Raw genomic sequence first — 24,930 nt, 5'->3', positions numbered from 1 at the left:
TTTTGATGCTTTGACGGAGGCAATTAGCCATTTAAGCCATAATATCAAGCAAATACTCTCATTTTGCCTTTAGGTTTACTTCTTTTCTCCTATTTACTCAAGAATGAAACAGCCCTGCCTTTTTTCAAGGGGGGCTGGGGGGGATCGAACCCTAAAGCGATGCTCCAAGAACTTCTCAAACACGCTCCTACTTTTTGTCCGAGGATGGACGGTCTAGGATGATGCGAATTAGCACGGCGAGGGCGAGAATTGTCCAAAAAATTGGATCGCGGACGAATGCTAGGTTTGCGCTTGGGGGTGTGGGAGTGGTATCGATAGAAGCGATCGCTTCTGTTGGGATTTGTTTTTGAACTTGTGCTGACATAATCTTTGCTCCGAATTAACAATACCAACACTATGAAATATGCCTGCTTGACTGACTTTGCATGACTTGCGTGACTTGCGCGATTTCTGCAACTGCCGTAGTGGCAATTCATGAATTGCCACTACGGTTGAACCCAAATTTTGCGTGACTTTAAAAAAATGTCAAAATGATTTGTAATTGGTTGAGGTTGAGAGATGACAAGATCGCTACGGGCTTCTGAAGAAGGTATTAAGCAGATTAAAAAGGCAATGAAGCAGGGCGAGTTCACGCAACAAGGACTTGCTGATGCTCTGGGGATTTCGCGATCGGTGATTACGGTTTTGTTTAGGAGCGAGGCGATCGATAGGGGATATTTTGAAGAGTTGTGCAAATTTCTCGAACTGGATTGGCGAGATATACGGAGTGATGAAGTCGTTAGTGATAACCTTGAATCGCGAATCCAAGAGGTGAGACCCAAAGTTACTGAGTTAGAAGAAAATTTGTCGGAACTTAGTAAATTAATCAAAGAAAATGAATTGCAACTTGATAAATTACGACTTGATAAATTACGACTTGATAAATTACGACTTGATAAATTACGAGCCCAAAAGCAGGAATTAGATCGTCAGAAGAAATTACTGGAGGATCGTCTACTAAGTCCAAAACAGGAATTAGATCGCTTACTTGATAGCCTAGTGCAAAAGGTGAAGCCAAAAATCACGGAAGATGTGACTTATCGCTGTGGAACGATGCGCGTGTTGGATATGACGAAACCTGTCGATCTGGATCGAATTTATACCGATGTGAATATCCTCAAAGATGTGACTGGGCGGCGGCGGATTAGTTATGACGAGGTGATGGATGTTAGCACTCGCGAACATTTTGACCGTTTTTTAGTGGGGACAATTCAAGAACGGGTGACAGGGCTTGAGGCAGTTGCAGAATTTCAAAAGCTGGTGGTGTTGGGTAAACCGGGGGCAGGGAAAACGACCTTTATGAAATATTTGGCGATGTCTTGTCTTGCTGGAAAGTTTCATGGGGAACTCGTGCCGATTTTTGTGACGCTAAAGGCTTATGCCGAAGATAGAGAACAGCCATCGCTAGAGAATTACATTTTGACAGAATTTCAAAAACGTGAGGTGGCGGGAGATACGGTGAAGCGCTTGCTGAAAGAGGGTAGGGCGTTGATCTTGCTGGATGGTTTGGATGAGGTAAAGAAGGAAGATGACAGGCGCGTTAAGCAGGACATTGATCGCTTTTCAAGAGATTGGCTCAATAATCGCTTTGCAATCACCTGTCGAATCGCAGCGCGAGAATATGAGTTTGAGAAGTTTACAGAAGTAGAGGTTGCGGATTTTGACAGTCAGCAGATTGAAACCTTTGTAAATAATTGGTTCCGAGAGAAGGATGAGTCAATAGCGAAACGGCTATTAGATAGGCTTAAGGATAACAAACCTGTTAAGGAATTAGCCACGAATCCTCTATTGCTGACGCTCTTGTGTTTGGTGTTTGGTGAGCGTAATGACTTCCCACCGAAGCGATCGGAACTTTATAATGAGGGCTTAGAAATCCTGATGAAAAAGTGGGATGCCAAGCGTGATATCGAACGGGAGCAGATCTACAAACACCTCTCGCCACAAAACAAAGAGGATATGCTGGGACACATTGCCTTTAATACTTTTGCAAATGGTGAATATTTCTTTCGGCAAGAGGATTTACATCGTCAAATTAAGGATTATATCTGCAACCTACCTGAAGCCTCTGCCGATCCTGAAGTGCTTCGCCTTGATAGTGAGGTGGTGCTAAAGGCGATCGAACATCATCACGGTCTGCTAGTAGAACGTGCAAGAAACATCTATTCTTTTTCCCATTTGACTTTTCAAGAATATTTTACAGCGAGAGAAATCGAACGGGGACAGCAATTGGAAGTGCTGATGAAGCATTTTATCGATCCGCAATGGAAGGAGGTGTTTTATCTGACTGCAGAAATGTTGCGACGATCGGATGACTTTTGTCGATTGATGAAAGAACGAATTGATGGAATGTTGGTTAATAATGTGAAGTTGCAAGCATTTCTGGAATGGGTAAATCAAAAAATAAATTCCGTACAATTTGGCTATAAAGCTGAGGCTGTTAGGGCTTTTTATGCTTATGTTGAAGTCCACGACCTCGCTCTCTCCAATGACCATACCCTCAACCTAGCTCTCAATCTGGCTCTTGACCTCGACCCAGCCCTCGACCGTGATCTCGCCCTCTCCAACGACCCAACCCTTGACCCAGCACTTGACCTAGCCCTCGACCTAGCCCTCTCCCGCGCCCTCGACTTTGCCCGTGCTCGTGCCCACGCCATCGACCTAGCTCTCTCCTTTGACCTCTCCCGCGCCCTCGACTTTGCCCTTGACCTCGACCGTGAGATTGATGATGTATTGCAACAAGCTCTACAAGCGCTTAAGTCCAAGCTACCTACCAACCGAGAGGAGTTCTATCAATGGTGGAAGAATCATGGAGAGGAATGGAGGTATGAATTGCGTCAAGTATGTATCGATCTCCGTAACATCTGTCACGATTGGCAATTTACGGCAGAGCAAGTGAAACTGCTCGAGAAGTATTACGAAGCTAATCTCTTTCTTGTCGAGTGCATGAACTGTAGCTACGTCAACAAACAAGTCCGCGATGAGATCGAGGCAACGCTCTTATTACCCGTGGACAAGGAAAAAGTAGAAAGGAAAGAGGAAAAATTATAAATGCCCAGATCCCCGACTTTTTCTACGCTTTCAAAGTGACTCTACAAATTCACAAAAAAGTCGGGGATCTCAATCGTGATGCCCGTCTAAGTTTTGAATGGAGAAATCAAAGAGGGTAAAGCATTTGTATACAGAGATTTTTTGAGAGGCGTTTAAAAATTGTGGTGCAAATGTTTAACTCTGCAAATTATTGGCGATCGCTATTAAATCAACTCTAACGCGCCTTTAACCAAACATCCAGATCCGCAACCTTCTCAAAATCCAACACCGCCTCAGCCAACTCCTCCAATTGCTCAGCCGACAATTTTTCGAGGCGCTTAACCGTCTTCACCGGCACCTTACCAAACTTTCGCGTCAACAACTTTACAGCAAACTGCTTTAGCCCCTGCTGCCGACCCTGTAGCTGACCACTTTGCTCACCGATCTGCTTGCCGCGTATTTCACCCTCGCGCATACCCTCTAGCTTTGCTTCTTGATATATTCGTGTTTGCTTTAGATCGCCTAATGTAAACATCGCCTCAACCTCCTCGCGACTCATTCTGGGAAACTTGTACATCAAAACAGTCTCAATAAATTCTATCACCCTTTCCCGATCGCTCTGCCCCACTCGCTCTACTAACCTTTTCGCCAACGCGATCGCCTCACGCTCAGGAGCAACGATCAACTTCACAATTCCGAGATTTAGCGACTCATCCTGTGGCAACTCGTCCAGATACACCCGTACAATACGATCGCTAGCAAACAGCTCCCGAAATTGCTTTGGTGGCTTGGTTTCGACGCTGCGTTTCGCAAAAATGGCTACTGCTTGCCAATCATGTTCGGGTTTGTACTGACTCAGATACAGGAAAATTTCACCGATAAATTCCCAATAGAACTCGGCGCGTTTTTGAAACTGAACTTCCACAAACCATAGGTTTTTATTCAAGGAGTCAGGGACAAAAATGCCGTCAAATCGAAAGGCTTTTTCCTTGATTTCAACAGACGTGAAATGATAACCCTCTGCGGCTTCAGGCGGTAATCCCACCAACTCAAACAGCAAGCGATCGAAGGTTTGGAACAGTTGAAAGAAAATCGTATCAGTACGCATAGAAAATTGATTATAGCTCGCTTCTTTCACCTAGCGAACTCAATCCTGTGCTGGTTGCGCTCGATCGTAAGATTCTTTTAGGTAAGCTGCTGATTTTGATGAGGAGTTTCAGACTGCGATCGAGCAGGGAAATGCGATCATTTTAGGGAGGTAAAGCAAGCGATCGCCGACATTCCTAGCGGAGATTCAACCATGCTTCCAAGTCGGTAGTATGCTCAAAATCTAGTAAAGCTTCAGCCAGTTTCTCTAATCGCGCCGAGGTTAGTTTCTCAATCTTTGCAGCGATCGATGGTGACACTACTCCAAACTTTTTGGTCAATAATCTTAAGATAATCGTTACTTGACCGCGTTTTTCACCAAGTTTTTCGCCTTCTTGTCTGCCTTCTTGTCTGCCTTCTTGTCTGCCTTCTTCTAGAGCCTCCTGATAAACTCTTGTTTTCTTTAAGTCGCTTAGCGTAAACATGGCTTGCACCTCATCTCGACTCATTTGCGGAAACTTATACACCAGAACAGTCTCGATAAATTCTATCACTTTTTCTCGATCTGCTGGCTGAGTTTGCGACACAAGATGCCTTGCTAAATCTACAGCTTCAGCTTCAGAAGCAATGACCAATTGCACCATCCCGATCGGTAGCGACGTATTTGGTGTCAACTCATCAAGGTATATGCGTTCGATGCGTCCACTTTCAAATAGTTCGCGATACTGTATCGGTAGGTCAGGCTCGATACTGCGTTTGGGAAAAATCGCGGCGGCTCTCCAGTCCTGTTGAGGCTTATATTGGCTCAAGTACAAGAAAATTTCACCATAAAATTCCCAGTAAAACTCAGGCTTGCGCTGAAACTGCACTTCCACAAACCAAATTGCTTTATCCGTAGATTTGGGAAAGAAAAGCCCATCAATGCGGAATGCCTTCTCTTTGATTTCTGCCGAGGTAAATTGGTAGTCTTGAGAAGACTCAGGTGGTAAGCCAACCAACTCAAACAAAAGCGTATCAAAGGTTTGGAAAAGCTGAAAAAATATCGTATCGGTTCGCATTTGACAGGATGGATAGATAAGACGGCTATACGGCAAACTAGGATTCCACTAGTTTTATGCCAAGGCGATCGCAATGATAGAGGACTTGGTTAACTTGCTATTTAACTTTGTCCTGATGCTTTAGGGAAGTAAATCCTCTGGTTTTATCTGTTCGTAACGCCCAAAGGGTTGATGAATCCAAGGACTGTCAGAGAGATAATCGACATAAAAATCTGGCGTAATCACCGAACATGCCTTATACCAAAGCACGGCGGTTTTGACATCCGCGATCGCATATTCAGGATGTTGCTTTAGCCACACCAAAGTTTCCTTTAACGTCACGCCCGAATCCACCAGATCGTCTACGAGCAAGACGCGATCGCCTAATTGCTTGGTTGACATCGTAATACTACGGGCAAAATGCAGTTCCCCCCTAACATTCCCGTCTTCCCCGCTGTAAGAAGACACCGAGAGAATCGCTAAAGGTTGGTTGTAAATGCGAGAGAGAATATCCCCGATTCTGAGTCCCCCCCTTGCCAGACAGAGAATTTGGTTGAATTCCCATTGCGATTGATAAATTTTGACAGCGAGTTGTTCGATTTTGGCGTGATAGTCGTCCCAAGAAATATGCAGTTCGGTCATGGTTCTAATCTGGTAAAGCAACTGCTTGCAGGGCAGTTAGATAGGGGTGTGAAGATTGTGACATAATACGATCGTATGTTAAGTAAGTATTAATACTCATCTAAAGATAGATTCAATTCTATGCATATTGCGATAATAATAGATTTCTGTAATGTGTGCGATCGCAATTACTGATTAGACTCAGTTTGCCAGAAGCATTACACTGGAAGCATATTCATACGATATCTAAACTTTTCATTCATCCCGATTCAAACACAGGTTTAAAAATTACAGGAGGCAAAATCATGGTAGCTGCTGTGGCAAATCCAGCCAATTCTGAAGCAAAGGCACGCAGATTGACGATGCAGGTCGGTGAAATTGCTCCTGATACGACCACACTGCGATCGCTTGACTGGGACAGAGATCGGTTTGACATTGAGTTTGGCTTGCAAAATGGCACGACCTACAACTCCTATATCATTCGCGGCGAAAAGATTGCGCTGGTCGATACATCCCATGCCAAATTTCGATCGCTCTACCTCGACACGCTTAAAGCAAACATCGATCCTGCCACGATTGACTATTTGGCGATCAGCCATACCGAACCCGATCATAGCGGTCTCGTGAGCGATATCTTAGCGCTTGCGCCCAACGTCACCGTTGTCGGCACAAAAGTCGCCTTGCAATTTCTCAGCGACCTAATTCACCAACCCTTTAAGCAACAGATTCTGAAAAATGGCGACCAAATAGACCTAGGGAAGGGGCATATTTTGCAATCTGTGAGTGCGCCCAACCTGCATTGGCCCGACACAATGCTTACCTATGACTATGGCACGGGGGTGCTGTTTACCTGCGATGTGTTTGGTATGCACTATTGCAACGAGCATACCTTTGACGAAGATCTTAAAGCGATCGCCCCCGATTATCGGTTTTACTACGACTGTTTGATGGGGCCAAACGCGCGATCGGTCTTGGCAGCGATGAAACGCATGGACGATTTGCCCAAGATCGACATCATTGCCAACGGTCACGGGCCCCTGCTGCGCTATAACGTGGTTGAGTTGACTGGCAATTATCGCAAATGGAGCCAAGACCAGACCAAGGGCGAAACCACCGCAGTGGTCTGTTACGTTTCGGACTACGGTTACAGCGATCGCCTATCGCAGGCGATCGCCAAGGGCATTATCAAAACAGGCGTAGCTGTAGAAATGGTCGATCTCAAAGCCACCGATCTGCAAGAAGTGCGCGAACTGGTCAGTCAGGCTTCGGGTGTCGTCCTTTGTACCTCTCCAGAATCTCATGAGACTGCGCAGACTGCCTTAAGTACGATTATGGGTGTTGTCAAAGAGAAACAAGCCTTTGGGATTTACGAAGCCTTTGGCGGTGAAGATCAGTCCATCGATCTGCTCAATAATAAATTTAAAGATCTGGGTTTAACACCTGCATTTCCAATGATTCGCGTCCGAGAGCAGCCCCATGAGTCTACTTATCAGCTTTGCGATGAGGCGGGTACGGACTTAGGTCAGGTGCTCAAACGCAAAGAAACGATCAAGCAAATGAAAGCGATCGATGCCGAGCTCGATAAGGCATTGGGACGGATTGCAGGTGGGTTGTATATCATCACTGCCGCTAAGGGCGAGGTCAAGAGCGCCATGCTTGCCTCGTGGGTTGCCCAAACCAGCTTCAAACCCCTAGGCTTATCGATCGCCGTGGCAAAGGATCGGGCGATCGAGTCTCTGATGCATGTCGGCGATCGCTTTGTGCTGAATGTTCTAGAAGAAGGCAACTATACAAAGCTGATGCAGCATTTTCTGAAGCGGTTTGCCCCTGGGGCCGATCGATTTGAAGGCGTGAAAACCCAAGCCTCCACCTATGGTGCGCCGATTTTGACCGATGCGCTGGCATTTATGGAATGTACGGTGGTCAGTCGCATGGAGTGTAGCGATCACTGGATCGTCTATGCTACCGCCGATGTTGGTCGCGTGTCTAAGGCAGATGCACTTTCGGCAACACACCACCGTAAGGTTGGCAATCACTACTAAGGAATGCGACCATAGAGGCAGAAATCTTAGATCTAGGGTTTCTAGTCAAAAGGTCAATCAAAAAGGAGGATCTGATGTCAGCCGTAAATCAACAAGAAGTCTTAGCCAGCTTTAAATTACTTGTATGTATGGCAAATGCAGACGGTAAATTACTGGATGAAGAACGCAATAGTATTACCGAAGCCTTTTCGGAAATCCAACTACCTGAGGGAGTAACTGTTGATAGCCTGCTTTCCGAGCAAGTAGAAGTGGACGAGCTTTTGACGCATATTACTAGCGATACAGCCCAAGAGTTGGCTTATCAGTCAGCTTTTGCGATGGCAAATATCGACGGTGATTGTAGCCCAGAGGAACAAGAGTTGCTCGAGAAAATCGGAGCCACTTTTACAACCTCGCGTCTCTGGGGTAAAGAAGAATGGCTGAAAAATTTGCAACGCAAATCGAAAAAATCGACGATTTCTCAGCAGGTACAGCAAATCACCGATCCTGTAAAGCGAGAAATCGAGGTTGAAAATGAGATCACGGATGCCTGCTTTTTTAATGCCGTCCTCGGTGCTTTCCCATTACCTGGAATCTCGATCGCTTTTGATGTTTATGTCTATTGGAACCAATTAGATCTGGTGCAATCGATCGGCGAACGTTGGGGCTACGATCGCGCCCACCAGAGTGCAGATTTGAAAAAAGCTTTGTTTGGCAGTCTGGGCATGACGGGTACGCGCATTGCCGTAAGTAACTTAGCGAAGTTAGTTCCCGTATTCGGCATCGTCGTTGGTGCAACTACAGCCTTTGCCAGCACTTGGGCAATTGGTAAAGTCGCCAATCAATACTTTGCCAGTGGCTGCGAAATGGATGCCTTTCGCCTAAAGGAAGCCTTCAAAAACGCCAAGAAAGAAGGAGAATCTGTCTATAAAGATAAAGCCGAAGCGATCGCTGCCAAACAAAAGGAAATCGAACCCCAGGTAAAAGCCCTCAGCGAAGACCTCGCCGCAGGTCGCATCACCCAAGAGGAACATCAAGCAAAACTCCGCGAGTTGGTTTGACATCTAATCCAGTTCCCTCCCCTTTGCAAGGGGAGGGCTAGGGTGGGGTAATCCCTCTCGTCGGAATTCAGTCAGTGGAAAATTATGGTCAGTACAGCCCCATCTCCAGTCGTCACAGCAACCCCACCGCTTCCTAACGCCCAAAGAGTCTATCTCTATAATCTCAGTTGGGATAGCTACCAACAAATTTTAGAAGCGATGGGCGACCACCGTTATGCTCGACTAACCTATGACGAAGGTACATTGGAGATTAGAATGCCCTTAGAAGGACATGAAAATTCTGGAAGACTAATAGAACGCCTGATTATTATTCTAATTGTCGAACTCGGGTTAAAAGTCAAGACGATGGGGTCAATGACGCTCGATCGCCCAGATTTATTGAAAGGCACTGAACCCGATAACGGCTACTACATTCAAAATCAACCGAAAGTCGCTGGAAAAATCGTCAATCTGCAACAAGATTCCGCCCCTGACTTGGTTGTAGAAGTCGATATTACCCATACGGATATTAACAAACCCGCACTCTACGCCCAGTTAGGTGTTTCGGAGTTTTGGCGATACAACGGACGCTCTCTTTACATCTATCAGCTTCAGGATGGCAAATATCAAGAGGTAGAAACAAGCCCTACCTTCCCATTGATTGAAAAGTCCACACTTTATGATTTTTTGTCACAATGCCAAATTGATGAAGTGGAAGCGGAAATTGCTTTCCGAGATTGGGTTCGCGCCCAAATCCAACAACGTAAATCAAATTCTATGGAGTCTATAGAGAATGCAAACTAAACCCCGCGACGTTCAGGTGTTTTCGGTTGGCGCAGAAACCTTAGCAATTCGCTCTAGAAGCTGGAATCGCCTCCGTTTTGAGATTGAATATGCCTTAGAGCGCGGCACTACCGCCAATTCTTTTTTGATTCAAGCGGACAAAAATGCCTTAATCGATCCCCCCGGTGGCACATTTACAGAAATCTATTTGGACGAACTCAAACGACGTATCCACTTGAAGTCAATTGATTACGTCGTGTTAGGGCATGTCAACCCCAATCGGATCGAGACAATCAAGGCTCTGATGGAGTCTAACGATCGCATTCAGTTTGTCTGTACAAATCCGGGCGCGATCGCTTTACGGAATGCCCTCACGGACTACGAACCTCAAATTAAAGTGGTGCGAGGTGAGGAAGTCTTAGATTTAGGTAAAGGTCACACGCTCCAATTTATCCCGACCTCAACACCGCGCTATCCTGATAGCCTTTGTACCTACGACACCAAGACCCAGATCCTCTATACCGACAAGCTATTTGGCGCCCATATCTGTAGCGATCAGGTGTTTGACGAAGGTTGGTCTTCTTTATTGGAAGATCGACGCTATTATTTCGATTGTTTGATGGCAAATCAGACCCGTCAAGTCGAAGCAGCACTGGATAAAATTGCGGATTTGCCGACCAGTTTTTATGCCCCTGGGCATGGACCGATGTTACGTTATGGATTGCACGAACTTGTGAATCTCTATCGTCAATGGAGCGAAGTGCAGACCAAGCAAAATATTTCTGTGACACTTCTCTATGCTTCTGCCTATGGCAACACGGCAACCCTAGCCAATGCTTTAGCAGCAGGAATTATCAAAGCAGGCGTGGCAGTTGAGTCGATCAACTGCGAACATGCCAGTCCCTCTGAGATTAAAGCAGCGGTGGAAAAGTCGGCAGGCTTTCTGATTGGTTCTCCCACCCTTGGCGGGCATGTTCCCACACAGGTACAGACAGCTCTAGGAATTGTCCTTGCTACAGCGACTAAGAGTTACTTAGCTGGGGTATTTGGTTCCTATGGCTGGAGTGGGGAAGCCGTAGAAATTATTGCCAATAAGCTACAGGATGCTGGCTATACCTTGGCTTTCGATCCAATCCGAATTAAATTCACGCCCACGCAAGAAACCCTACGCTTTTGTGAAGAGACGGGAACGGATTTTGCTCAGGCATTAAAGGACTCCAAAAAAGTTCGCACGACGCTCAATCCCGGAAGTACTGTAGAACAAGCGATCGGTCGTATCGTCGGGCCTTTAAGTGTGGTTACCGTTGCCAAAGGCGATCTCTCCACGGCTATGTTAGCCTCTTGGATTTCGCAAGCCACATTCAATCCCCCCGGACTTACAGTAGCAGTTGCCAAAGAACGCGCGATCGAATCTTTTATGCATGAAGGCGATCGCTTTGTGGTCAATATTCTGGAACAGGGCAAGCAGGTTCAGAAACAGTTTATGAAAAAGTATGCCCCCGGCGAAGATCGGTTCGTGGATGTTGCCCATGAGCCAGCTAGTAATGGCGCTCCCATTCTGAAAGATGCACTTGCCTATTTAGAATGTCGCGTCGCTCAACGCATGGAATGCGGCGATCATTGGTTGGTGTATGGCGTGATTGAAAATGGTAAGGTCATGCAACCGAATGGACTCGCTGCCGTTCATTATCGCAAGTCTGGAAGTCACTATTAGGTGTTAGCGATTAGCTGTAAGCCGTTTTGAAGGTTCGATGAGGCATAAGTTTCAGGATTTTGAATGTATAATAAATGTTTTTATGCTCGATGATTCTATTCCCGATTTAATCGTCTCTGCGGAATGGTTGCGATCGCATCTTGACGATCCGCAAGTTGTGATTGTCGATTGTCGCTTTTCTCTTGCCGATCCTGAGTTGGGGCGTCAGCAATACCTTGCTGGGCATATTCCCAATGCCCATTATCTCGACCTCAATCGAGATTTATCCAGTCCCGTACAAAAGCATGGTGGGCGGCATCCATTACCCAATCTAGAGCAGTTGGCAGCAAAATTTTCTAAAATGGGCATTCGCTCTGGAGAGCATCCTAAACTCGTGATCGCCTACGATGATTCGCGGTTTGCTTTTGCCTCGCGCCTGTGGTGGTTGCTATCCTATCTGGGGCACGATCGCGTCGCACTTCTAGACGGTGGCTTTACGGGGTGGAGCAATGCAGCCTATCCCATTTCGACAGAATTACCAATTCCATTAAAAACATCTGTGGAATTCATTCCGAACCTGCAAAGCGATCGCATTGTCGATATTGAGACTGTCAAAGCGAAAAAAGATTTACCGAATGTGGCGTTGGTAGATGCTCGCGAAGGCGATCGCTACCGAGGTGAAAGAGAACCGATCGATCCGATTGCGGGGCATATTCCTGGGGCTGTAAACTATCCTTGGCAAGAGGTGACGGATAGTCAGGGTTATGTTTTGGCAGATCGGCGATCGCGGTGGCAAGCGATCGAGGATAAAGATGAGATTATTGTCTATTGCGGCTCTGGGGTAACTGCTTGCGTGAACCTGCTGTCTCTGAAATTAGCTGGAATTGAGACAGGCAAACTCTATGCTGGTAGTTGGAGCGATTGGTGTTCCTATGCTCTCATGAATTGAGTGCAGCCAAGCTAAATTTAACGTGAAAGCGATTGTTTAGGCAATTACATCAACGCCACCAAGTCTCTAATTGCCTCAATATAGCCTGCCAAGATCTGAACTTTCTTTACAGAAAAGCGATCGCTAAAATCCGTCTAATCCGCGATAATAACGATGAGAAGACGGATAAACTTAACCCACAGCAAACTCAGTATCAGAGCGCACTCTAGCAGGCTGAAAGCCCAATACGATATCTTGATTTGGTACACCTAATTTTAATAATTCATAAGCAATCCCATCTTCCGTTCCATCATATTGAATCCAAATTTTTCCATCCTTAATATCTAGATGTAACAAACATCCATAGTCCCTTATTCCGTTTCGCTTCCAACCCACATAGACCAATTGGTAACGATCTCGCTCGACATCAAAAATAGTCTGAGCCTCAACCTCCTTTGAGGATTGCATAGAACGATTTGCCTTTGCTTGCAATAACTGTTGAATATATTGCCTATAAACAGTTACTCTATCCATCGCTCAATAGTCTCCTGTTCTAAGTTATAGATTAAAAGCTTCAATTGACTTCGTTGTACAACACTATGAATAAAAGCTAAATTAAAAAAAGTTTGGTAAACAAAATGAGGTACAGCTAAATATAAAACGCGCTCTGGATCTTCATCTTCTAAGGCATACCGATAGTCCAAAAACTGTCCATGCGCTAAGTGAAAGTCAGAGCTACTTATTCCATATCAAATTCAGCACCTTTGAAATCAACTTCAGTTACATCAAAATATTTTAGCTGAAATTTAGAGAAAGCAACTGAACTCTTAGCCGCGATCGCAAAGGTAGGCTTTATGGTCAGTCATCCTCCAATACATCCTCAAGCACGCGATTGCTTCCTTTACATCAACGCTACCAAACCTCTGATTGCTTCAATATAGCCAATCAAAACTAGACAGATTTTGGTTTGTTCATTTCTGCTAGAACATATCCAATCAAGATACCAGTGCAACTTGCAACGAGATCGCCGATATCAAAAGTGCGATTGGGCGAAAGCGATTGGCATAACTCCTCGACAACAGTGAAGATCGAAAACACCAATGGAAATAAAGGTAATGCCCAAGACCAAAACTTGGCTGTGCGATAATTCCCAGCCATCTGTCCTAAAAAAGTAGCTAGCCCATACAAAAACACATGACCAGCTTTATCATTCTTAGTCAGAAATTCTGGCAGGGCGTGGTTATAGGCAAGCACAACGATCGCTGTGAATACAATCCAATAACTTGCAAAAAGAATTTTCCAGATTAATCGGCTAGATTTCATGAGAAAGATTTTAGCGTAAAAAGGAAATGTGCTTAGAGCAACTAGCGATCGCGGTAAACCTCGCGGCGATGACCAACTGATACAACCACAACAACCAAAACTTTATCAATAATTTTATAGAGAACGCGATAGTTTCCTACCCTGACACGATAGATATCCTTCTCGCCTGATAGTTTTTTGACTCCAATGGGTCTTGGCTCATTTGCTAATGATTGGATCGTAAGGGATATATCCTGACGAACTTCAATCGATAAGGCTTTTAATTGTCTCACCGCCTTTGGCAATATCTGAATTTCATAGGACATCTATACTAACTCTCCCACCACCGATTCCCAAGGAATTGGTTGCTCCCCTAATCTTTCCGACTCAGCGATCGCATCTAAAGCATCTTTCAAGTCTAAGCGATCTTCCATATCGGCTTCTTCTAAAAAATCAGCTAATTCTCTTGGCGTAGTATCAAGAATCCGCGCAAGTGTAAAAATAGAAATCTGCGGCGTGTCGTTGAAGTAGAGTAAACTATGCAAATATTCGCGTTTTAACCACGCTAAAAAGCGATCGGGAGTAGTTCCCAATACTTCTGCTAAAGTTGCTAAGTCAACGGTTAACTTTGCCATGATTTTAACCAAGAGCTAAAAGGTAAGACAGCATAACTGCTATCTATGTCTGATTTTACCCTAATCTAGCATGTACTGGCTTTTCAAATCATTTAACCCTCAACTCTTAACTAGCTTTTGGGCTATCAATACTGCGTTCTTTCCAAGTTTGCAACCATTGTTCCATTTCAGCAGATATCTCCGCTCTAGTTCTCGTGGATGGGTTGATGCAAACATGCCTTGTGAAAGCTTTACAGAGAGGTTTGGAATCGGTCGAATTCGCAGGATTCTTTTCTTGGATATCTAAAGATTCGCTTAGGTCTGCAAAGATTCTATAGTGAATCTCAAATTCTTGACGATCGCATTGCTGGGGAGTTAGTTCGACAACAATGCGATCGCCACAAAACATTGGCTTGTAAAAATCAATATCGGCGTGAGCGATCGGAATGGCAAAATTAGGATTGCGAAAGAACGATTTTAGGTCGATACCCACAGTGATTAGAGAAGCTTCATAGGCCTCATGGCAAATACTTAAAATATTGGCAAAGTAAACCACACCTGCGGCATCGGTATCTTGGAAATGGATCGTGCGGTGATAAGCAAATGGCATAATTAACCGTTGGTAATTCCTTGATAAATATTGGCGATCGCAAACCCAGCAGCATCAAAGATCGGGATGAGAACTCGCTGGTAATCTTCTCCCTCAAACGCATCAATGCGATCGAAGTGTGCGGGTAAATCGCTCGAACTAAACAGCTTAATCTTGATATTGGGTTGATCTATCTCTAGATCGATTCGATCTAAGATCAGAAATGGATATCCTTTATAGGTTGTGAGATTCCCATATACAGAAAAACCATCATGCCATTTACCCAAGATTGGTTTGAGAATATGATGATTGGACTGGTCGGGTGCTAATGTGCCATACACGGCAAGGCGTTGTGAGGGGAAATCGAACAGCAGATCGATCCATACTTCCATGCAAACATCGAGCGCGAACGGAGGAGCTAAATCCGAAAAACTGCTTATGCCGTAGCTCGTACAAATCTTGGTTTGAGAGTCCTCGCTAAAATAGTTTAAAAATTCGTCAATAGCCTTTGTCGATAAGGCTTCACCACACTCAAGCAATCGATTGAATTCCCGCTCAAATCCATTACTGGAATTTCGATAAAAATGTTGGGTGCGATCGCTGATGCGATTGACGAGATTTAGCAAGCGATCGCCTCGTTCTCTCGTTGACAAATTCTGTCTTTGCTTGGATTTCCGAATCGAATTAAGCTCCCCTAAGATCTGGAAGATAGATAATAGATCGAGCTGATTGAACCAAAGAGAGCGATTGAGCATTTGAGCGTAAATTCCAAAGATTGAAGATGCTTTGTACTTACAGATTAAGGGTTTGAGCCGTTATTCCATGGGCTTATCTGGTGGTTTGTCAAATTTCTCTGGCTCTGACGAATTTAAATTACTATCGCGATATTTTTGATAGAAGCGATTAAACATAATTCGAGCCACACCTGCCACGGGTGGGGCAATTAACGCTCCCACAACCCCCAACAACTCCGCCCCAATAATAATCGAAAGCAAAAGTTCAAAGGGATCGAGGTTGAGATAGGGAGCGACCAGCCAAGGTTGTAAGAAAAACGCCTCAATTTGTTGGAGCGTAAAGCAAATAAACACCGCAAAAAAGACTTGGGTTGTACCTAAACTCCACGCCGCGATCGCGATCGGAATCAACCCCAAAAAACCACCAACATAGGGAATTAAATTTGCCACCGCCACGAGTAGCCCCAAAGCTCCCGCAAACTGTACGTCAAAAAATGTCAGAGTCAAATAGATGCAAAATCCTAATAGCGTCGATGTGCCAATTTTGCCTAAAACATAAGCCCCCAGACAACGGGTAACCGGTGGAATTAGTTCTCTAACTTCATGTTGAATTTCTGGAGAAAAAGGACTCAACACGCGATCGAGCAACTGTTCGGAATTGACCACCATATAGCCCGTGATCAACATACTCAAAAGCCCAATCCCCAAAGCATTAAACAGTTTTAATGTCGTATCTACAGCCTGCCCTGCAATATCTCTGCCCCAAATTTGCACCTGATCGAGCAAAGGTTTCTTTTGTAAGAGATTATTGAGTTGCTGCTGGGTCATGCCTAAAAATGAACCATCTTTAGGGACGCGAATGCGATCGACTAAATCGGGGAACTGGGTCAAAAATTGACCTAACTCAGACAGGATTTTGGGCGCGGGCGCGATTGTAATCAGTAACACCGTCAGAAAAACGGTATAGATAATTCCTACTGCCCAGCCACGATTTAAACCCAAAACCCACCTATTTCTGATTTTAAACCGAAAGTCGGTCATTTGCTGCACGAGGGGAGTGATGGCTCCTGCGAAAAACAGGCTAGTTAAGAGCAGTTGCACGGTTTGACGCAGTCGAAATACGAGATAAACTGCGACGATCGCAATCGCAATTCGTCTTATATACCGCCAAAACAGAGACTTTTGATTCGCCACGCCTATCCCTATAAATTACTATCAGAAGCAACGACAACGCGATTGCGTCCAGTTTGTTTTGCTTGATAAAGTGCGCGATCGGCAGCAGTAATCAGGCTTGTGATTGAGTTGCCATGTTTGGCAATCTCTGCTACACCCAAACTAATGGTATTGCGGATGGTTCCATCACCCGCAGGAGTTGCCTCAACTGTCGCACGCAACCGTTCGGCAATCTCCTCCGCCTTCTGTAAGGAGGTGTTGGGTAACAATACCAAAAATTCTTCACCGCCCCAACGACTGAGTAGATCGTAACTACGCAATTTTTGTTGCATGGTACTAGCCAGATGCGTTAACACCAAGTCACCGCCATCATGTCCATAGGTGTCGTTAATCCGCTTAAAAAAATCAACATCCAATAAAATCAGCGAAAAGGGTGTTTTCGTCCGCTCAAAGCGTGTAACTTCTTGATTTAAATGCTGTAGCATTGACCGACGATTGAGTGATTGCGTCAGCACATCCACACTTGCAAGTATATTTACTTCCTGATAAAGGCGTTGTACGACCATCATCATGAACCCCCCAGTCCATAAAAAGCCAAAGGCAAAAGTTCCGAGAAATGAGATTGCATTTGCGCCATTTGGCTCAAATATGCTGGTGGGAGTGTTTTTGAATAGAAGAATCACACGAACCACTGAGAGTATGGTGAATAAGATGATGATAACCAATGTAAATCGGGCTGAGATCAGAAAGTTGCGATCGCGGCATCGAAATAAGTAGTAAGCAGTCAATAGCAAAACGGGCAAGGAAAACAAGGAAAGGCTAAGCGTTCTGGCAAAGAAGTTTTCATCTACAAAAGCGAAGTAAGCCTGAATAATTACAAATACCACATTCAGCGTAATTAGATGGGAATAATGATTTTTCCTACCGACAAATTGTCCAATACCAACACAAGAGAATGATAGTGCCGCAAGCAGACATAAATTTGCCCCTAAAACTGTGAACAAAGGGGGAAAGAGCGATCGCATTGAGGCAAGCATAAAGCCTGTTGCCGATAAAATTCTGCCGATTGTAAAGGTGCTAATGCCTTGATATTTATTTGCTAAAAACCACAAAAAAGTCAGTACGATTGACTGCATTATGGCTGAGAGACTGACTAAAAGAGCGATGGTTTGAAAATCAAGATTCATGAGCTTTAGGATTGGTATCGAAGCACATCAGCTCGATATCACCCATAGGAGGCAAAATCACGCATCAATAATTATCCGCTAATTCAAGAATGAAGTGCAACACTCAGAGATCTTTGCCATGTGTTTCGCTGTACCATCACTCCATAAACCGAATAAATTTTACCTTTGGATCGAGAAGAGATGCATACTTGGCGGCTTTGAGTTCGATCGCTTGGAGTTGTCCGATCGCCAAACCACAGGGTCTACCGTATTTGGCTTTGACGCGATCGCTGGCAATATTCAGGGCTGTCCGCGCCCGTTCCACAAAATCAGCTAATTCGTAATCCTCATCTTGGCTAAAGTACTCTTTCACAACCAAAGAGGGAGAGTAGCAGGTTTCTTCGGAGCCATCGGGCCAAGTAATTTGAAAGTTAATTTCGGGCATAGATTTAAGATGGTTAGTTTTCAGGTGCTGCTGGCTTCGACTCCGCTCAGCCAAGCTTTACAAGAAGTTGGTCGTAGCATTCTACATGCATTTTAGCGGTAGTTTCCCAAGTGTAGTAGTTCAGAATGGACTGACTGTTTGCTGCTAGGGAAAGAGCGCGATCGGGTTGGACGATCGCTTGCATTGCCGCTGCGATCGCATTTGAATCATTGGGATCGACGAGCAAAGCATGTTCTGGAGATAGAAATTCCGTAAAGGGTGGAATATTGGAGGTAAGAACGGGTAATCCTGATGCGATCGCTTCTAACACCACTAGTCCCCAACCTTCTTTGACAGAGGGAAATATAAAGGCATCGGCACAACGATAAAGCGAGGGCAATTCGTCATTAGGGATCCCACCCGTTACGATTAGAGACTTACCAATGTCAATCCCTAGGTCTTGGACGCGAGCGAAAAATTCGGCGCGATAGGCTTGGTAATCGAATAGGGTTGCGCCGCCAGCAATAACTAACTGGGCATCAGGACAGTCTGCTAATACTCGTGCGAATGCTTGTAAGAGTGCGATCGAGTTTTTGCGCGGTTCGATGCCGCCTACCGTGAGATAAATGGGCGAACCCATCAGTCCAAATCTCTGTTTGAGTTGGGATTCCAAACCGCCAGGTTGTGAGGAAAATCGCTGCGTATTGATGCCGTTAAGCACTCGTGGCGCGTGGATTTGATAATGCTTTTGGAGTTGGACTTGCCATCCTTCACTCACGCACAGACAAAGCTCAGCTTCGCGAATGGAGCGATCTTGGCATTGCTGGAGATAGGGACTGTTGTAGTCCTCGATATGATGAACGGTGCGAACAAAGTGGTGAATTTTTTGCTGTTGCCGCAGAATGGCTAGGGCATTGGCACTGATACAGTCTTGGGCGTGGTAAAAATCATAGGTTTGCTCAGATTGACTGAGGTAGCTAACGAATTCCTGAATGCGTTGCTGAATCAGCGTGTCAATATCAGAAGGAGCAGGCTTGGCGGGGATAAATTGGGCTTCGCAGGATAGAACGCGATCGAATCCAGTGCCATCTTTATCCAAAGCATAAATGCAAACTTGATGTCCCAACTTCTGTAATGCTTCGCCAAGTTCTAATGTATGGATGACACTCCCTCTCGGCTTGGTAGCATAGGTGAGTAAAGCGATGCGCAATTGATGTTGCTTTTTCATTTCTCCGCTGATTGCATCAATATTGAAAGCCTTTTGTGATGGATTATCAAATCGAAAACTATCGCCATACTGGAGTTCCCATAACATCAAAATGGTAATCGTATGTCCATACAGGCAAGTTCATTTTTTCTGAAAGAATTGCTATTGTGGCATCCACAAGAGTGATTGTCTGATCTGGATACATAGAGGCTTTTTCTTTTGATTGAAGATAGTCTTCTAGAGTTGGATTCACAAATTTAGCAGAATCAAGGCAATAGTTTGTAAATTCTTGTGCTGCTAAAAATCCGAGAGAACTGACGAAATCCCATAGATGCTTTGATGATACAAAGACTGGTTCAACAGTGCTCTTGCGTAAACGATAAAATGCTTTTCCTTTCTCAGATTGCAACTTGTATTTCATCTTCAATTGTAGGGTCGCATCTTCTCCGGGAGGTTCTGTTAGTTGAGCTAAAAGAGAGTGCAAATACGAGTGATGAGGTTGTCGTCCTGTCGCAATGAAAGGCTCAACTAGTGCTTCCAGTCTATCTAACAGCGCATCGTAGATTGCCGATCGAGATCGGCACCAATTACTCAAGGCATCGGCGATCGCATTGTAGTCGTTTGGCAAACTAGCAAAGAGTTTCTCTAGTTCTACCTTGTCCTCCGCTAAAAAAAGCTGACTGCGATCGATTTGGAGTTGCGCGAAAGCCTGAATCGTACTTTCTACAGACATAGTTTTTGCTCTTGGATTTGCTGTGTCTGGATTTTACCCTTTCCGCTAATTTTTCAGATAATTCAGATTTACAATAGTTCATATCATCCCTACCTTCTTCATCGTGCATTTTAAAATTGTTTTATGACCTCAGCGATCGCCCCAGAATCCACCTTACAAAAAATCATTCGACTCTTGCGCTGGAATAAGCCCGCAGGACGGCTAATTTTAATGATCCCCGCTTTGTGGTCGCTGGTTGTGGCATCGCACGCCCAGTCAAAACTGCCACCTTTGGATCTGTTGGTTGTGGCGATCTTAGGAACCTTAGCGACCAGTGCCGCAGGTTGCGTAATTAACGACCTCTGGGATCGGGACATTGACCCACTGGTAGAACGCACGAAAAATCGTCCCCTCGCCGAGCGATCGCTTTCGATCAAGGTTGGCGTTGTTGTGTTACTCGTAGCAACCCTCTGTGCCTTCTTGCTGGCAACCTATTTAAATCCGCTTAGTTTTGGGTTGTGCTTTGCCGCCGTGCCTGTAATCGCGATTTATCCTGCTTGTAAGCGCGTGTTTCCCGTGCCCCAGTTGGTCTTAGCTTTAGCATGGGGCTTTGCCGTTTTGATTCCTTGGTCAGCGATCGCAGGGTCTCTCGATTTACATGCTTGGGGGCTGTGGGCGGCGACTGTGGCTTGGGCAATGGGTTTTGATACCGTCTATGCCATGAGCGATCGCGAGGACGATCTAAAGGTCGGTGTTAAGTCCAGCGCCATCTTTTTTGGTGACTATGTAACTGGTGCGATCGCAACTTTCTATGCGATCGCGCTTGGTTGTTTGATTTGGCTGGGCTGGGATCTGCATTTAGGTTATTTTCACTACGTTACCTGTGGGATAGCAGGGTTATTATGGATCTGGCAGAGTCAACAACTATCCAAGGTAGAAATACCTGCAAGTATCTACCAGAAGGCATTCGGACAAAATGTCTGGATTGGCTTTATTGTTTTGGTTGGCATGTTAACTCCAGAACTGCAAAACTTAAGTTTTTGGTAAGGTTTTCAGCCTCAGGACATACCCTAGCTACAGTGTGATTCTGTTAGTATCGAATTGTGAGCGTATAATAAATTCATGAGCAACATTCAAGAAAAGATCCAAGAAGAATTGCAGAATGCTAGAGAAGCCTGTGATGCATCAGGCGCAAACTCTAAAGAATGTGCCGTGGCTTGGGACACGGTTGAAGAGTTACAAGCAGAGGCTGCACACCAAAAGCAAGCGAAGGGCAAGAATTCTTTAGAAATTTATTGTGAAGATAATCCCGATGCTGCTGAATGCCGTATCTACGATGACTAAATCTGTTGATTAGCGATCGCGAAGCAAAGCTTCCGAGTTGCAAAATCTTAGAAATTTCTCTAATTAAGAAATTTATTAATATCTGTGGGGTAATGCCAGACTCTACAGATATTTTCGTGGGTGCTAGTCCAAGATTTATGCCAAATATCTGTATCACCAAATAAATTAAATGTGATAGATTTAGCCCCTACAGAACTTTTTAAGTACCCGTTAGACCGCGTAAGGACGGAAGCACTATGGCGATCATTCCTCTAAAGGCTTGGTATGTACCCGAATATGAACCTTTGCGATCGCTAACCAGTCGCCCCCACGATTTGCGTCTTGCCAAAAATAGTTTGCTCAAATCTGCGCTTAGAGTTGATTTTCTCGATGAAAGTCAGGTGGTGCAAGAGTCAGAATGGTTTCAGCGCTATCTTGCAGGCGAAACCATCGAGTTTTATATCGAGGGCAGTGGCAGCTATATTATTGCCAACATTGACCTGATCAGTCATGAGATTTATTTCACCAAACAAGAAATCATGGCTCATCTCGAGCCCACAATCTTTTTTAGCTACCAAAACCAATACCCCCATTCCAGTGAAGTAATTTTTGCGGCTTTAGAGACAGCGATCGCGGACATTAACAAAAAAGCCCGAATTCCCCTCAGCCTAGAGCAGGCTCATCGCCTCACGGACGAACCGATCAAGCTCAAAAGTGCCGTAATGGCAAGGCTCAAGCGCTGTATGCTATTCGTCGGTGACGTTACGCCTGTTGCCTATACCCCCACAGATCCGCCACAATTGTTGCTCAGTCCTCAAGTCTGCGTAGAGGTGGGCTATGCGCTCCAAGCCAAGCGGCTCGAACAAATTCTGTTAATTCAAATCCAAGATCGCGAAGAAGATGCCACATTTCCCTTCGATCTACCGATCTACCAGCGCATGGTCGCCAAGGATGTGAAGTCTTTAGTCAAGCAACTGCCGAATGCGATCGCAACCCATTTACAGCGATTTAATTTGTTTTGAGCATACTTTCGTCTTTGTTGGACTCGCGCCTCTTTGCTCTACCCAATAACGAAGATAGCTATTCTAAACCTATGGTTACTTTACCGATTAGACATCGCTTTACCGTTGAGGAATATCACAAAATGGGTGAGGCGCAGATCCTTAGAGAACGCACGGAATTACTCGATGGGGAAATCTTAGAAATGTCGCCGATAGGGCTTTTACACGCCGCTTGCGTGTCGTATCTGGTGCGATTGTTTGTTTTACGGCTGCCATCGATGGCTGATGTGCGATCGCAAAATCCCATTATCCTCGGTGATTTATCTGAGCCGCAACCCGATCTAGCGATCGTCAAATACCGCGATGATTTCTATAAAGGAGGGCATCCCATTCCTCAAGATATCCTTCTACTCATCGAGGTTTCTGACACGACGCTGAAGTTCGATCGCGAAGTAAAAATCCCCCTCTATGCTGTCTCAAAAATTCCTGAGGTCTGGATTGTAAATTTACCCGATCGAAACATAGAAGTTTATCGCGATCCTGTAGCGCAAAGCTATACAACGATTCAGCAATATCAAGGTGGCGAAAGTCTCTCTATATCTACGCTGGAAGGAATTGTTGTGAGTGTCAAGGAATTGTTTGGGTTTTGATTGCGATGCGATCGCACCGAAGCAAATGATTTAAAGGCTCTAAACACCATCTTCGCCCACTCCCATCAGCCTGCTTAAAGAATGCCCCAATTTAAAGGTTTTAAGGCAGATATACTGTGAATGACCCAAACAGCGAAGATTAGGTCATTGGCTCTTGATTAATCATAATGGTCAAACGCATGGATAAACTTGGGAACATATCTGTAAAAGGTTTTCGTCGCCTTCAAGATGTCGATCTTGAAATGAGAGATCTCACCGTGATGATCGGTGCAAATGGATCGGGGAAGATCTCTTTTTTAGATATGCTTTCAACCCTAGCTGCTTCAGCCAATGGGAAATTACATGACGCATTGCAAAATAAAGGTGGGCTAAACGAGATTTTAACTAGGGGGAGATCTCAGAACCTAGAAATAGCACTTTCAATGGGAATTCCAGAACAAGGAACGTTGCAATATGGTTTAGCTATATCTCCTAAAGGTTTATCCTATGAAATTAGGAATGAGTCATTAACACTGCAGCCCTCAATAAAAAGAGAAGCGAAAGAGGAGGCTGTAATACGAGTCACACAATACGCAGGAAGAGAAGATCTAACAGAAACTGAGTCTGAAATCACGCAAAAGGTAAAAGAATCGTTTAAATATATTGATTCCTATGGCTTAGACGTTAAATATTTTAAAAATGGCGAATCTCTAACTCCAAATTGGGAACATAACTATCTTGAAACTTCGCTTTCTCAAGTTCCGAAAATGTATCAAGAACCTGAAAAGTTGAGAAAGAGTCTTGCTTCCTGTACCTATTATGGAGCGCTGGATGTTTCAGAGAAAAGCCCAATTCGTTTGCCTCAAGCAATGCGACCAGCAAAGTTACCTGGAGCAAGAGGTGAAGATTTAGTTTCCTGTCTCTACGACCTACGGGAAAGCGATCGCGATCGCTTTGAAATGCTTGAAAGTATTATTTCTGCTGCATTCCCAGATTTTGAGCGATTAAACTTTCCACCAGTTGCTGCTGGAACTATCTCTATGACTTGGAAGGATAGAAATTTTTCTCAACCGATCTACATACACGAATTGTCAGAGGGAACGCTCCGATTTCTTTGGTTGGTGGCACTTTTGCAAAGCCAAAATTTGACAACCATCACACTCATAGATGAACCAGAAGTGAGTTTACACCCTGAATTACTCAGGCACTTAGCTTATCTCATGAGAGAAGCAGCAAAACACACACAACTGATCGTTGCAACCCACTCAGATCGGCTGATTAGATTTCTTGAGCCCCATGAAGTCCTGATTTGCGATCTCGAAGAAGGCGAGGCAAAAATGACATGGGCTGACACGCTAAATTTAGATAAATGGCTGGAAGATTACACGCTCGATCAAGTTTGGGCGATGAATGTGATCGGTGGTCGTCCATGAAAATAGCTGTTTTAGTCGAAGGAGCTACTGAAATAGCTTTTAGAGAAAAGCTGCATAAATTTTTACATGCTGTAAATTTTTGATTGATGATACCCGTTTCAAAAAGCAATTCAACACATTGTTCTTGACAGACCGCGTGACACGGGAAACTCAAATCTCGATCTGTTGCAAATTCAACTCAACCACTATGCACTAGAAGTGCATAGGTTTCTAAAGGGCTGAAAGCCCTAGCCTGCATTATTCATGAGAACCCAAAAGAGAATAAAAATCAAGAAAAAAGGAAGAGGTATTTTGGAAAGGAAAGAAAAATCTTAATTTAAAAGAGAAAATGCATAGAAAAGAAGCCTT

The 24,930-nt window shown here is 44.7% G+C and carries 27 protein-coding genes; 11 read left to right on the top strand and 16 right to left on the bottom strand.

Annotation, left to right across the window (positions count from 1 at the left end):
- Positions 1-187: 187 nt before the first annotated feature.
- Positions 188-364, bottom strand: a complete 177-nt coding sequence (locus ACP2WE_RS24860; RefSeq protein WP_425218212.1) for a hypothetical protein — start codon at positions 362-364, stop codon at positions 188-190.
- Positions 365-558: 194 nt separating this feature from the next.
- Here ACP2WE_RS24860 and ACP2WE_RS24855 point away from each other — a divergent pair, with 194 nt between their 5' ends.
- Positions 559-3,087 carry an NACHT domain-containing protein gene (locus ACP2WE_RS24855; RefSeq protein ID WP_425218211.1) on the top strand — a complete coding sequence of 843 codons (2,529 nt, stop codon included), beginning with the start codon at positions 559-561 and terminating at the stop codon, positions 3,085-3,087.
- A gap of 214 nt (positions 3,088-3,301) precedes the next feature.
- Here ACP2WE_RS24855 and ACP2WE_RS24850 read toward each other — a convergent pair whose 3' ends face one another.
- The 3 genes from ACP2WE_RS24850 to ACP2WE_RS24840 form a co-directional block, all read right to left on the bottom strand.
- Positions 3,302-4,174, bottom strand: coding sequence for an Rpn family recombination-promoting nuclease/putative transposase (locus ACP2WE_RS24850; protein WP_425218210.1), 873 nt, complete (start codon positions 4,172-4,174; stop codon positions 3,302-3,304).
- A gap of 175 nt (positions 4,175-4,349) precedes the next feature.
- Positions 4,350-5,210, bottom strand: a complete 861-nt coding sequence (locus ACP2WE_RS24845) for an Rpn family recombination-promoting nuclease/putative transposase (RefSeq protein ID WP_425218209.1) — start codon at positions 5,208-5,210, stop codon at positions 4,350-4,352.
- A 120-nt stretch (positions 5,211-5,330) separates the two neighbouring features.
- Positions 5,331-5,831 carry a phosphoribosyltransferase gene (locus ACP2WE_RS24840; protein ID WP_425218208.1) on the bottom strand — a complete coding sequence of 167 codons (501 nt, stop codon included), beginning with the start codon at positions 5,829-5,831 and terminating at the stop codon, positions 5,331-5,333.
- Between the two features lie 284 nt (positions 5,832-6,115).
- Between ACP2WE_RS24840 and ACP2WE_RS24835 the strand changes: the two genes are divergently transcribed.
- From ACP2WE_RS24835 to ACP2WE_RS24815, 5 genes are all read left to right on the top strand, one after another.
- The gene (locus ACP2WE_RS24835; protein WP_425218207.1) at positions 6,116-7,852 is read left to right on the top strand and encodes a diflavin flavoprotein; all 1,737 of its coding nucleotides are present in this window, start codon (positions 6,116-6,118) and stop codon (positions 7,850-7,852) included.
- A gap of 74 nt (positions 7,853-7,926) precedes the next feature.
- Positions 7,927-8,892 (top strand): hypothetical protein, encoded by a 966-nt coding sequence (locus ACP2WE_RS24830; RefSeq protein ID WP_425218206.1) that lies wholly within the window; start codon positions 7,927-7,929, stop codon positions 8,890-8,892.
- Positions 8,893-8,976: 84 nt separating this feature from the next.
- Positions 8,977-9,675 (top strand): Uma2 family endonuclease, encoded by a 699-nt coding sequence (locus ACP2WE_RS24825; RefSeq protein ID WP_425218205.1) that lies wholly within the window; start codon positions 8,977-8,979, stop codon positions 9,673-9,675.
- Entirely contained in the window at positions 9,665-11,368 is a 1,704-nt protein-coding gene (locus ACP2WE_RS24820) for a diflavin flavoprotein (RefSeq protein ID WP_425218204.1), read from the top strand. The genes ACP2WE_RS24825 and ACP2WE_RS24820 overlap by 11 nt, the downstream gene beginning before the upstream one ends.
- Positions 11,369-11,450: 82 nt before the next feature.
- Positions 11,451-12,296: a sulfurtransferase gene (locus ACP2WE_RS24815; RefSeq protein WP_425218203.1), complete on the top strand. Its 846-nt coding sequence runs from the start codon at positions 11,451-11,453 to the stop codon at positions 12,294-12,296.
- Positions 12,297-12,467: 171 nt separating this feature from the next.
- Here the strand turns inward: ACP2WE_RS24815 and ACP2WE_RS24810 are convergent, their stop codons facing one another.
- The 12 genes from ACP2WE_RS24810 to ACP2WE_RS24755 form a co-directional block, all read right to left on the bottom strand.
- Complete coding sequence (locus ACP2WE_RS24810; protein WP_425218202.1) at positions 12,468-12,809, bottom strand: XisI protein; 342 nt, start codon at positions 12,807-12,809, stop codon at positions 12,468-12,470.
- On the bottom strand, positions 12,797-13,018 hold the full coding sequence (locus ACP2WE_RS24805) for an element excision factor XisH family protein (protein WP_330485881.1): 222 nt from the start codon (positions 13,016-13,018) through the stop codon (positions 12,797-12,799). The genes ACP2WE_RS24810 and ACP2WE_RS24805 overlap by 13 nt, the downstream gene beginning before the upstream one ends.
- A 208-nt stretch (positions 13,019-13,226) precedes the next feature.
- Positions 13,227-13,598 carry a VanZ family protein gene (locus tag ACP2WE_RS24800; protein ID WP_425218201.1) on the bottom strand — a complete coding sequence of 124 codons (372 nt, stop codon included), beginning with the start codon at positions 13,596-13,598 and terminating at the stop codon, positions 13,227-13,229.
- A 41-nt stretch (positions 13,599-13,639) separates the two neighbouring features.
- Positions 13,640-13,903 (bottom strand): type II toxin-antitoxin system RelE family toxin, encoded by a 264-nt coding sequence (locus ACP2WE_RS24795; protein WP_425218200.1) that lies wholly within the window; start codon positions 13,901-13,903, stop codon positions 13,640-13,642.
- Complete coding sequence (locus tag ACP2WE_RS24790; protein WP_425218199.1) at positions 13,904-14,212, bottom strand: hypothetical protein; 309 nt, start codon at positions 14,210-14,212, stop codon at positions 13,904-13,906.
- 106 nt (positions 14,213-14,318) lie between these two features.
- Complete coding sequence (locus ACP2WE_RS24785; protein ID WP_425218198.1) at positions 14,319-14,801, bottom strand: acyl-CoA thioesterase; 483 nt, start codon at positions 14,799-14,801, stop codon at positions 14,319-14,321.
- A 2-nt stretch (positions 14,802-14,803) separates the two neighbouring features.
- Positions 14,804-15,535: a gamma-glutamylcyclotransferase gene (locus ACP2WE_RS24780; protein WP_425218197.1), complete on the bottom strand. Its 732-nt coding sequence runs from the start codon at positions 15,533-15,535 to the stop codon at positions 14,804-14,806.
- A gap of 60 nt (positions 15,536-15,595) precedes the next feature.
- Positions 15,596-16,708: an AI-2E family transporter gene (locus tag ACP2WE_RS24775; protein ID WP_425218196.1), complete on the bottom strand. Its 1,113-nt coding sequence runs from the start codon at positions 16,706-16,708 to the stop codon at positions 15,596-15,598.
- 8 nt (positions 16,709-16,716) lie between these two features.
- Positions 16,717-17,874 (bottom strand): GGDEF domain-containing protein, encoded by a 1,158-nt coding sequence (locus ACP2WE_RS24770; protein ID WP_425218195.1) that lies wholly within the window; start codon positions 17,872-17,874, stop codon positions 16,717-16,719.
- A gap of 136 nt (positions 17,875-18,010) precedes the next feature.
- Positions 18,011-18,298, bottom strand: a complete 288-nt coding sequence (locus ACP2WE_RS24765; protein ID WP_425218194.1) for an MSMEG_0570 family nitrogen starvation response protein — start codon at positions 18,296-18,298, stop codon at positions 18,011-18,013.
- 46 nt (positions 18,299-18,344) lie between these two features.
- Entirely contained in the window at positions 18,345-19,505 is a 1,161-nt protein-coding gene (locus tag ACP2WE_RS24760) for an MSMEG_0565 family glycosyltransferase (protein ID WP_425218193.1), read from the bottom strand.
- Between the two features lie 58 nt (positions 19,506-19,563).
- Positions 19,564-20,217: a hypothetical protein gene (locus ACP2WE_RS24755; protein ID WP_425218192.1), complete on the bottom strand. Its 654-nt coding sequence runs from the start codon at positions 20,215-20,217 to the stop codon at positions 19,564-19,566.
- 123 nt (positions 20,218-20,340) lie between these two features.
- On the opposite strand from ACP2WE_RS24755, the gene ACP2WE_RS24750 reads away from it, so the two are divergent.
- The 5 genes from ACP2WE_RS24750 to ACP2WE_RS24730 all read left to right on the top strand — a co-directional run bounded on the left by ACP2WE_RS24750 (position 20,341) and on the right by ACP2WE_RS24730 (position 24,582).
- On the top strand, positions 20,341-21,243 hold the full coding sequence (locus ACP2WE_RS24750) for a 4-hydroxybenzoate solanesyltransferase (RefSeq protein ID WP_425218191.1): 903 nt from the start codon (positions 20,341-20,343) through the stop codon (positions 21,241-21,243).
- A gap of 75 nt (positions 21,244-21,318) precedes the next feature.
- Entirely contained in the window at positions 21,319-21,540 is a 222-nt protein-coding gene (locus tag ACP2WE_RS24745; protein WP_425218190.1) for a Calvin cycle protein CP12, read from the top strand.
- Between the two features lie 236 nt (positions 21,541-21,776).
- Positions 21,777-22,541 carry a hypothetical protein gene (locus ACP2WE_RS24740; RefSeq protein WP_425218189.1) on the top strand — a complete coding sequence of 255 codons (765 nt, stop codon included), beginning with the start codon at positions 21,777-21,779 and terminating at the stop codon, positions 22,539-22,541.
- A gap of 71 nt (positions 22,542-22,612) precedes the next feature.
- Complete coding sequence (locus ACP2WE_RS24735; protein ID WP_425218188.1) at positions 22,613-23,170, top strand: Uma2 family endonuclease; 558 nt, start codon at positions 22,613-22,615, stop codon at positions 23,168-23,170.
- 179 nt (positions 23,171-23,349) lie between these two features.
- Positions 23,350-24,582, top strand: a complete 1,233-nt coding sequence (locus tag ACP2WE_RS24730) for an AAA family ATPase (protein ID WP_425218187.1) — start codon at positions 23,350-23,352, stop codon at positions 24,580-24,582.
- The last annotated feature ends 348 nt before the right edge of the window (positions 24,583-24,930 follow it).

It is taken from the genome of Tumidithrix helvetica PCC 7403, from assembly GCF_965232925.1.
Taxonomy (GTDB): Bacteria; Cyanobacteriota; Cyanobacteriia; order Pseudanabaenales; family Pseudanabaenaceae; genus Tumidithrix; species Tumidithrix helvetica.
The sequence above is the reverse complement of the archived record's forward strand: the minus strand, read 5'-3'. Positions and strand labels throughout refer to the sequence as shown.

Excerpts from the sequence above, each read along its gene's own strand:
- ACP2WE_RS24790 (WP_425218199.1), bottom strand. The coding sequence starts at position 14,212 with ATGGCAAAGTTAACCGTTGACTTAGCAACTTTAGCAGAAGTATTGGGA.
- ACP2WE_RS24785 (WP_425218198.1), bottom strand. The coding sequence starts at position 14,801 with ATGCCATTTGCTTATCACCGCACGATCCATTTCCAAGATACCGATGCC.
- ACP2WE_RS24835 (WP_425218207.1), top strand. The coding sequence starts at position 6,116 with ATGGTAGCTGCTGTGGCAAATCCAGCCAATTCTGAAGCAAAGGCACGC.
- ACP2WE_RS24755 (WP_425218192.1), bottom strand. The coding sequence starts at position 20,217 with ATGTCTGTAGAAAGTACGATTCAGGCTTTCGCGCAACTCCAAATCGAT.
- ACP2WE_RS24825 (WP_425218205.1), top strand. The coding sequence starts at position 8,977 with ATGGTCAGTACAGCCCCATCTCCAGTCGTCACAGCAACCCCACCGCTT.
- ACP2WE_RS24850 (WP_425218210.1), bottom strand. The coding sequence starts at position 4,174 with ATGCGTACTGATACGATTTTCTTTCAACTGTTCCAAACCTTCGATCGC.
- ACP2WE_RS24800 (WP_425218201.1), bottom strand. The coding sequence starts at position 13,598 with ATGAAATCTAGCCGATTAATCTGGAAAATTCTTTTTGCAAGTTATTGG.
- ACP2WE_RS24760 (WP_425218193.1), bottom strand. The coding sequence starts at position 19,505 with ATGAAAAAGCAACATCAATTGCGCATCGCTTTACTCACCTATGCTACC.
- ACP2WE_RS24815 (WP_425218203.1), top strand. The coding sequence starts at position 11,451 with ATGCTCGATGATTCTATTCCCGATTTAATCGTCTCTGCGGAATGGTTG.
- ACP2WE_RS24820 (WP_425218204.1), top strand. The coding sequence starts at position 9,665 with ATGCAAACTAAACCCCGCGACGTTCAGGTGTTTTCGGTTGGCGCAGAA.
- ACP2WE_RS24810 (WP_425218202.1), bottom strand. The coding sequence starts at position 12,809 with ATGGATAGAGTAACTGTTTATAGGCAATATATTCAACAGTTATTGCAA.
- ACP2WE_RS24845 (WP_425218209.1), bottom strand. The coding sequence starts at position 5,210 with ATGCGAACCGATACGATATTTTTTCAGCTTTTCCAAACCTTTGATACG.
- ACP2WE_RS24740 (WP_425218189.1), top strand. The coding sequence starts at position 21,777 with ATGGCGATCATTCCTCTAAAGGCTTGGTATGTACCCGAATATGAACCT.
- ACP2WE_RS24735 (WP_425218188.1), top strand. The coding sequence starts at position 22,613 with ATGGTTACTTTACCGATTAGACATCGCTTTACCGTTGAGGAATATCAC.
- ACP2WE_RS24855 (WP_425218211.1), top strand. The coding sequence starts at position 559 with ATGACAAGATCGCTACGGGCTTCTGAAGAAGGTATTAAGCAGATTAAA.
- ACP2WE_RS24750 (WP_425218191.1), top strand. The coding sequence starts at position 20,341 with ATGACCTCAGCGATCGCCCCAGAATCCACCTTACAAAAAATCATTCGA.
- ACP2WE_RS24770 (WP_425218195.1), bottom strand. The coding sequence starts at position 17,874 with ATGAATCTTGATTTTCAAACCATCGCTCTTTTAGTCAGTCTCTCAGCC.
- ACP2WE_RS24795 (WP_425218200.1), bottom strand. The coding sequence starts at position 13,903 with ATGTCCTATGAAATTCAGATATTGCCAAAGGCGGTGAGACAATTAAAA.
- ACP2WE_RS24730 (WP_425218187.1), top strand. The coding sequence starts at position 23,350 with ATGGATAAACTTGGGAACATATCTGTAAAAGGTTTTCGTCGCCTTCAA.
- ACP2WE_RS24840 (WP_425218208.1), bottom strand. The coding sequence starts at position 5,831 with ATGACCGAACTGCATATTTCTTGGGACGACTATCACGCCAAAATCGAA.
- ACP2WE_RS24780 (WP_425218197.1), bottom strand. The coding sequence starts at position 15,535 with ATGCTCAATCGCTCTCTTTGGTTCAATCAGCTCGATCTATTATCTATC.
- ACP2WE_RS24745 (WP_425218190.1), top strand. The coding sequence starts at position 21,319 with ATGAGCAACATTCAAGAAAAGATCCAAGAAGAATTGCAGAATGCTAGA.
- ACP2WE_RS24765 (WP_425218194.1), bottom strand. The coding sequence starts at position 18,298 with ATGCCCGAAATTAACTTTCAAATTACTTGGCCCGATGGCTCCGAAGAA.
- ACP2WE_RS24830 (WP_425218206.1), top strand. The coding sequence starts at position 7,927 with ATGTCAGCCGTAAATCAACAAGAAGTCTTAGCCAGCTTTAAATTACTT.
- ACP2WE_RS24860 (WP_425218212.1), bottom strand. The coding sequence starts at position 364 with ATGTCAGCACAAGTTCAAAAACAAATCCCAACAGAAGCGATCGCTTCT.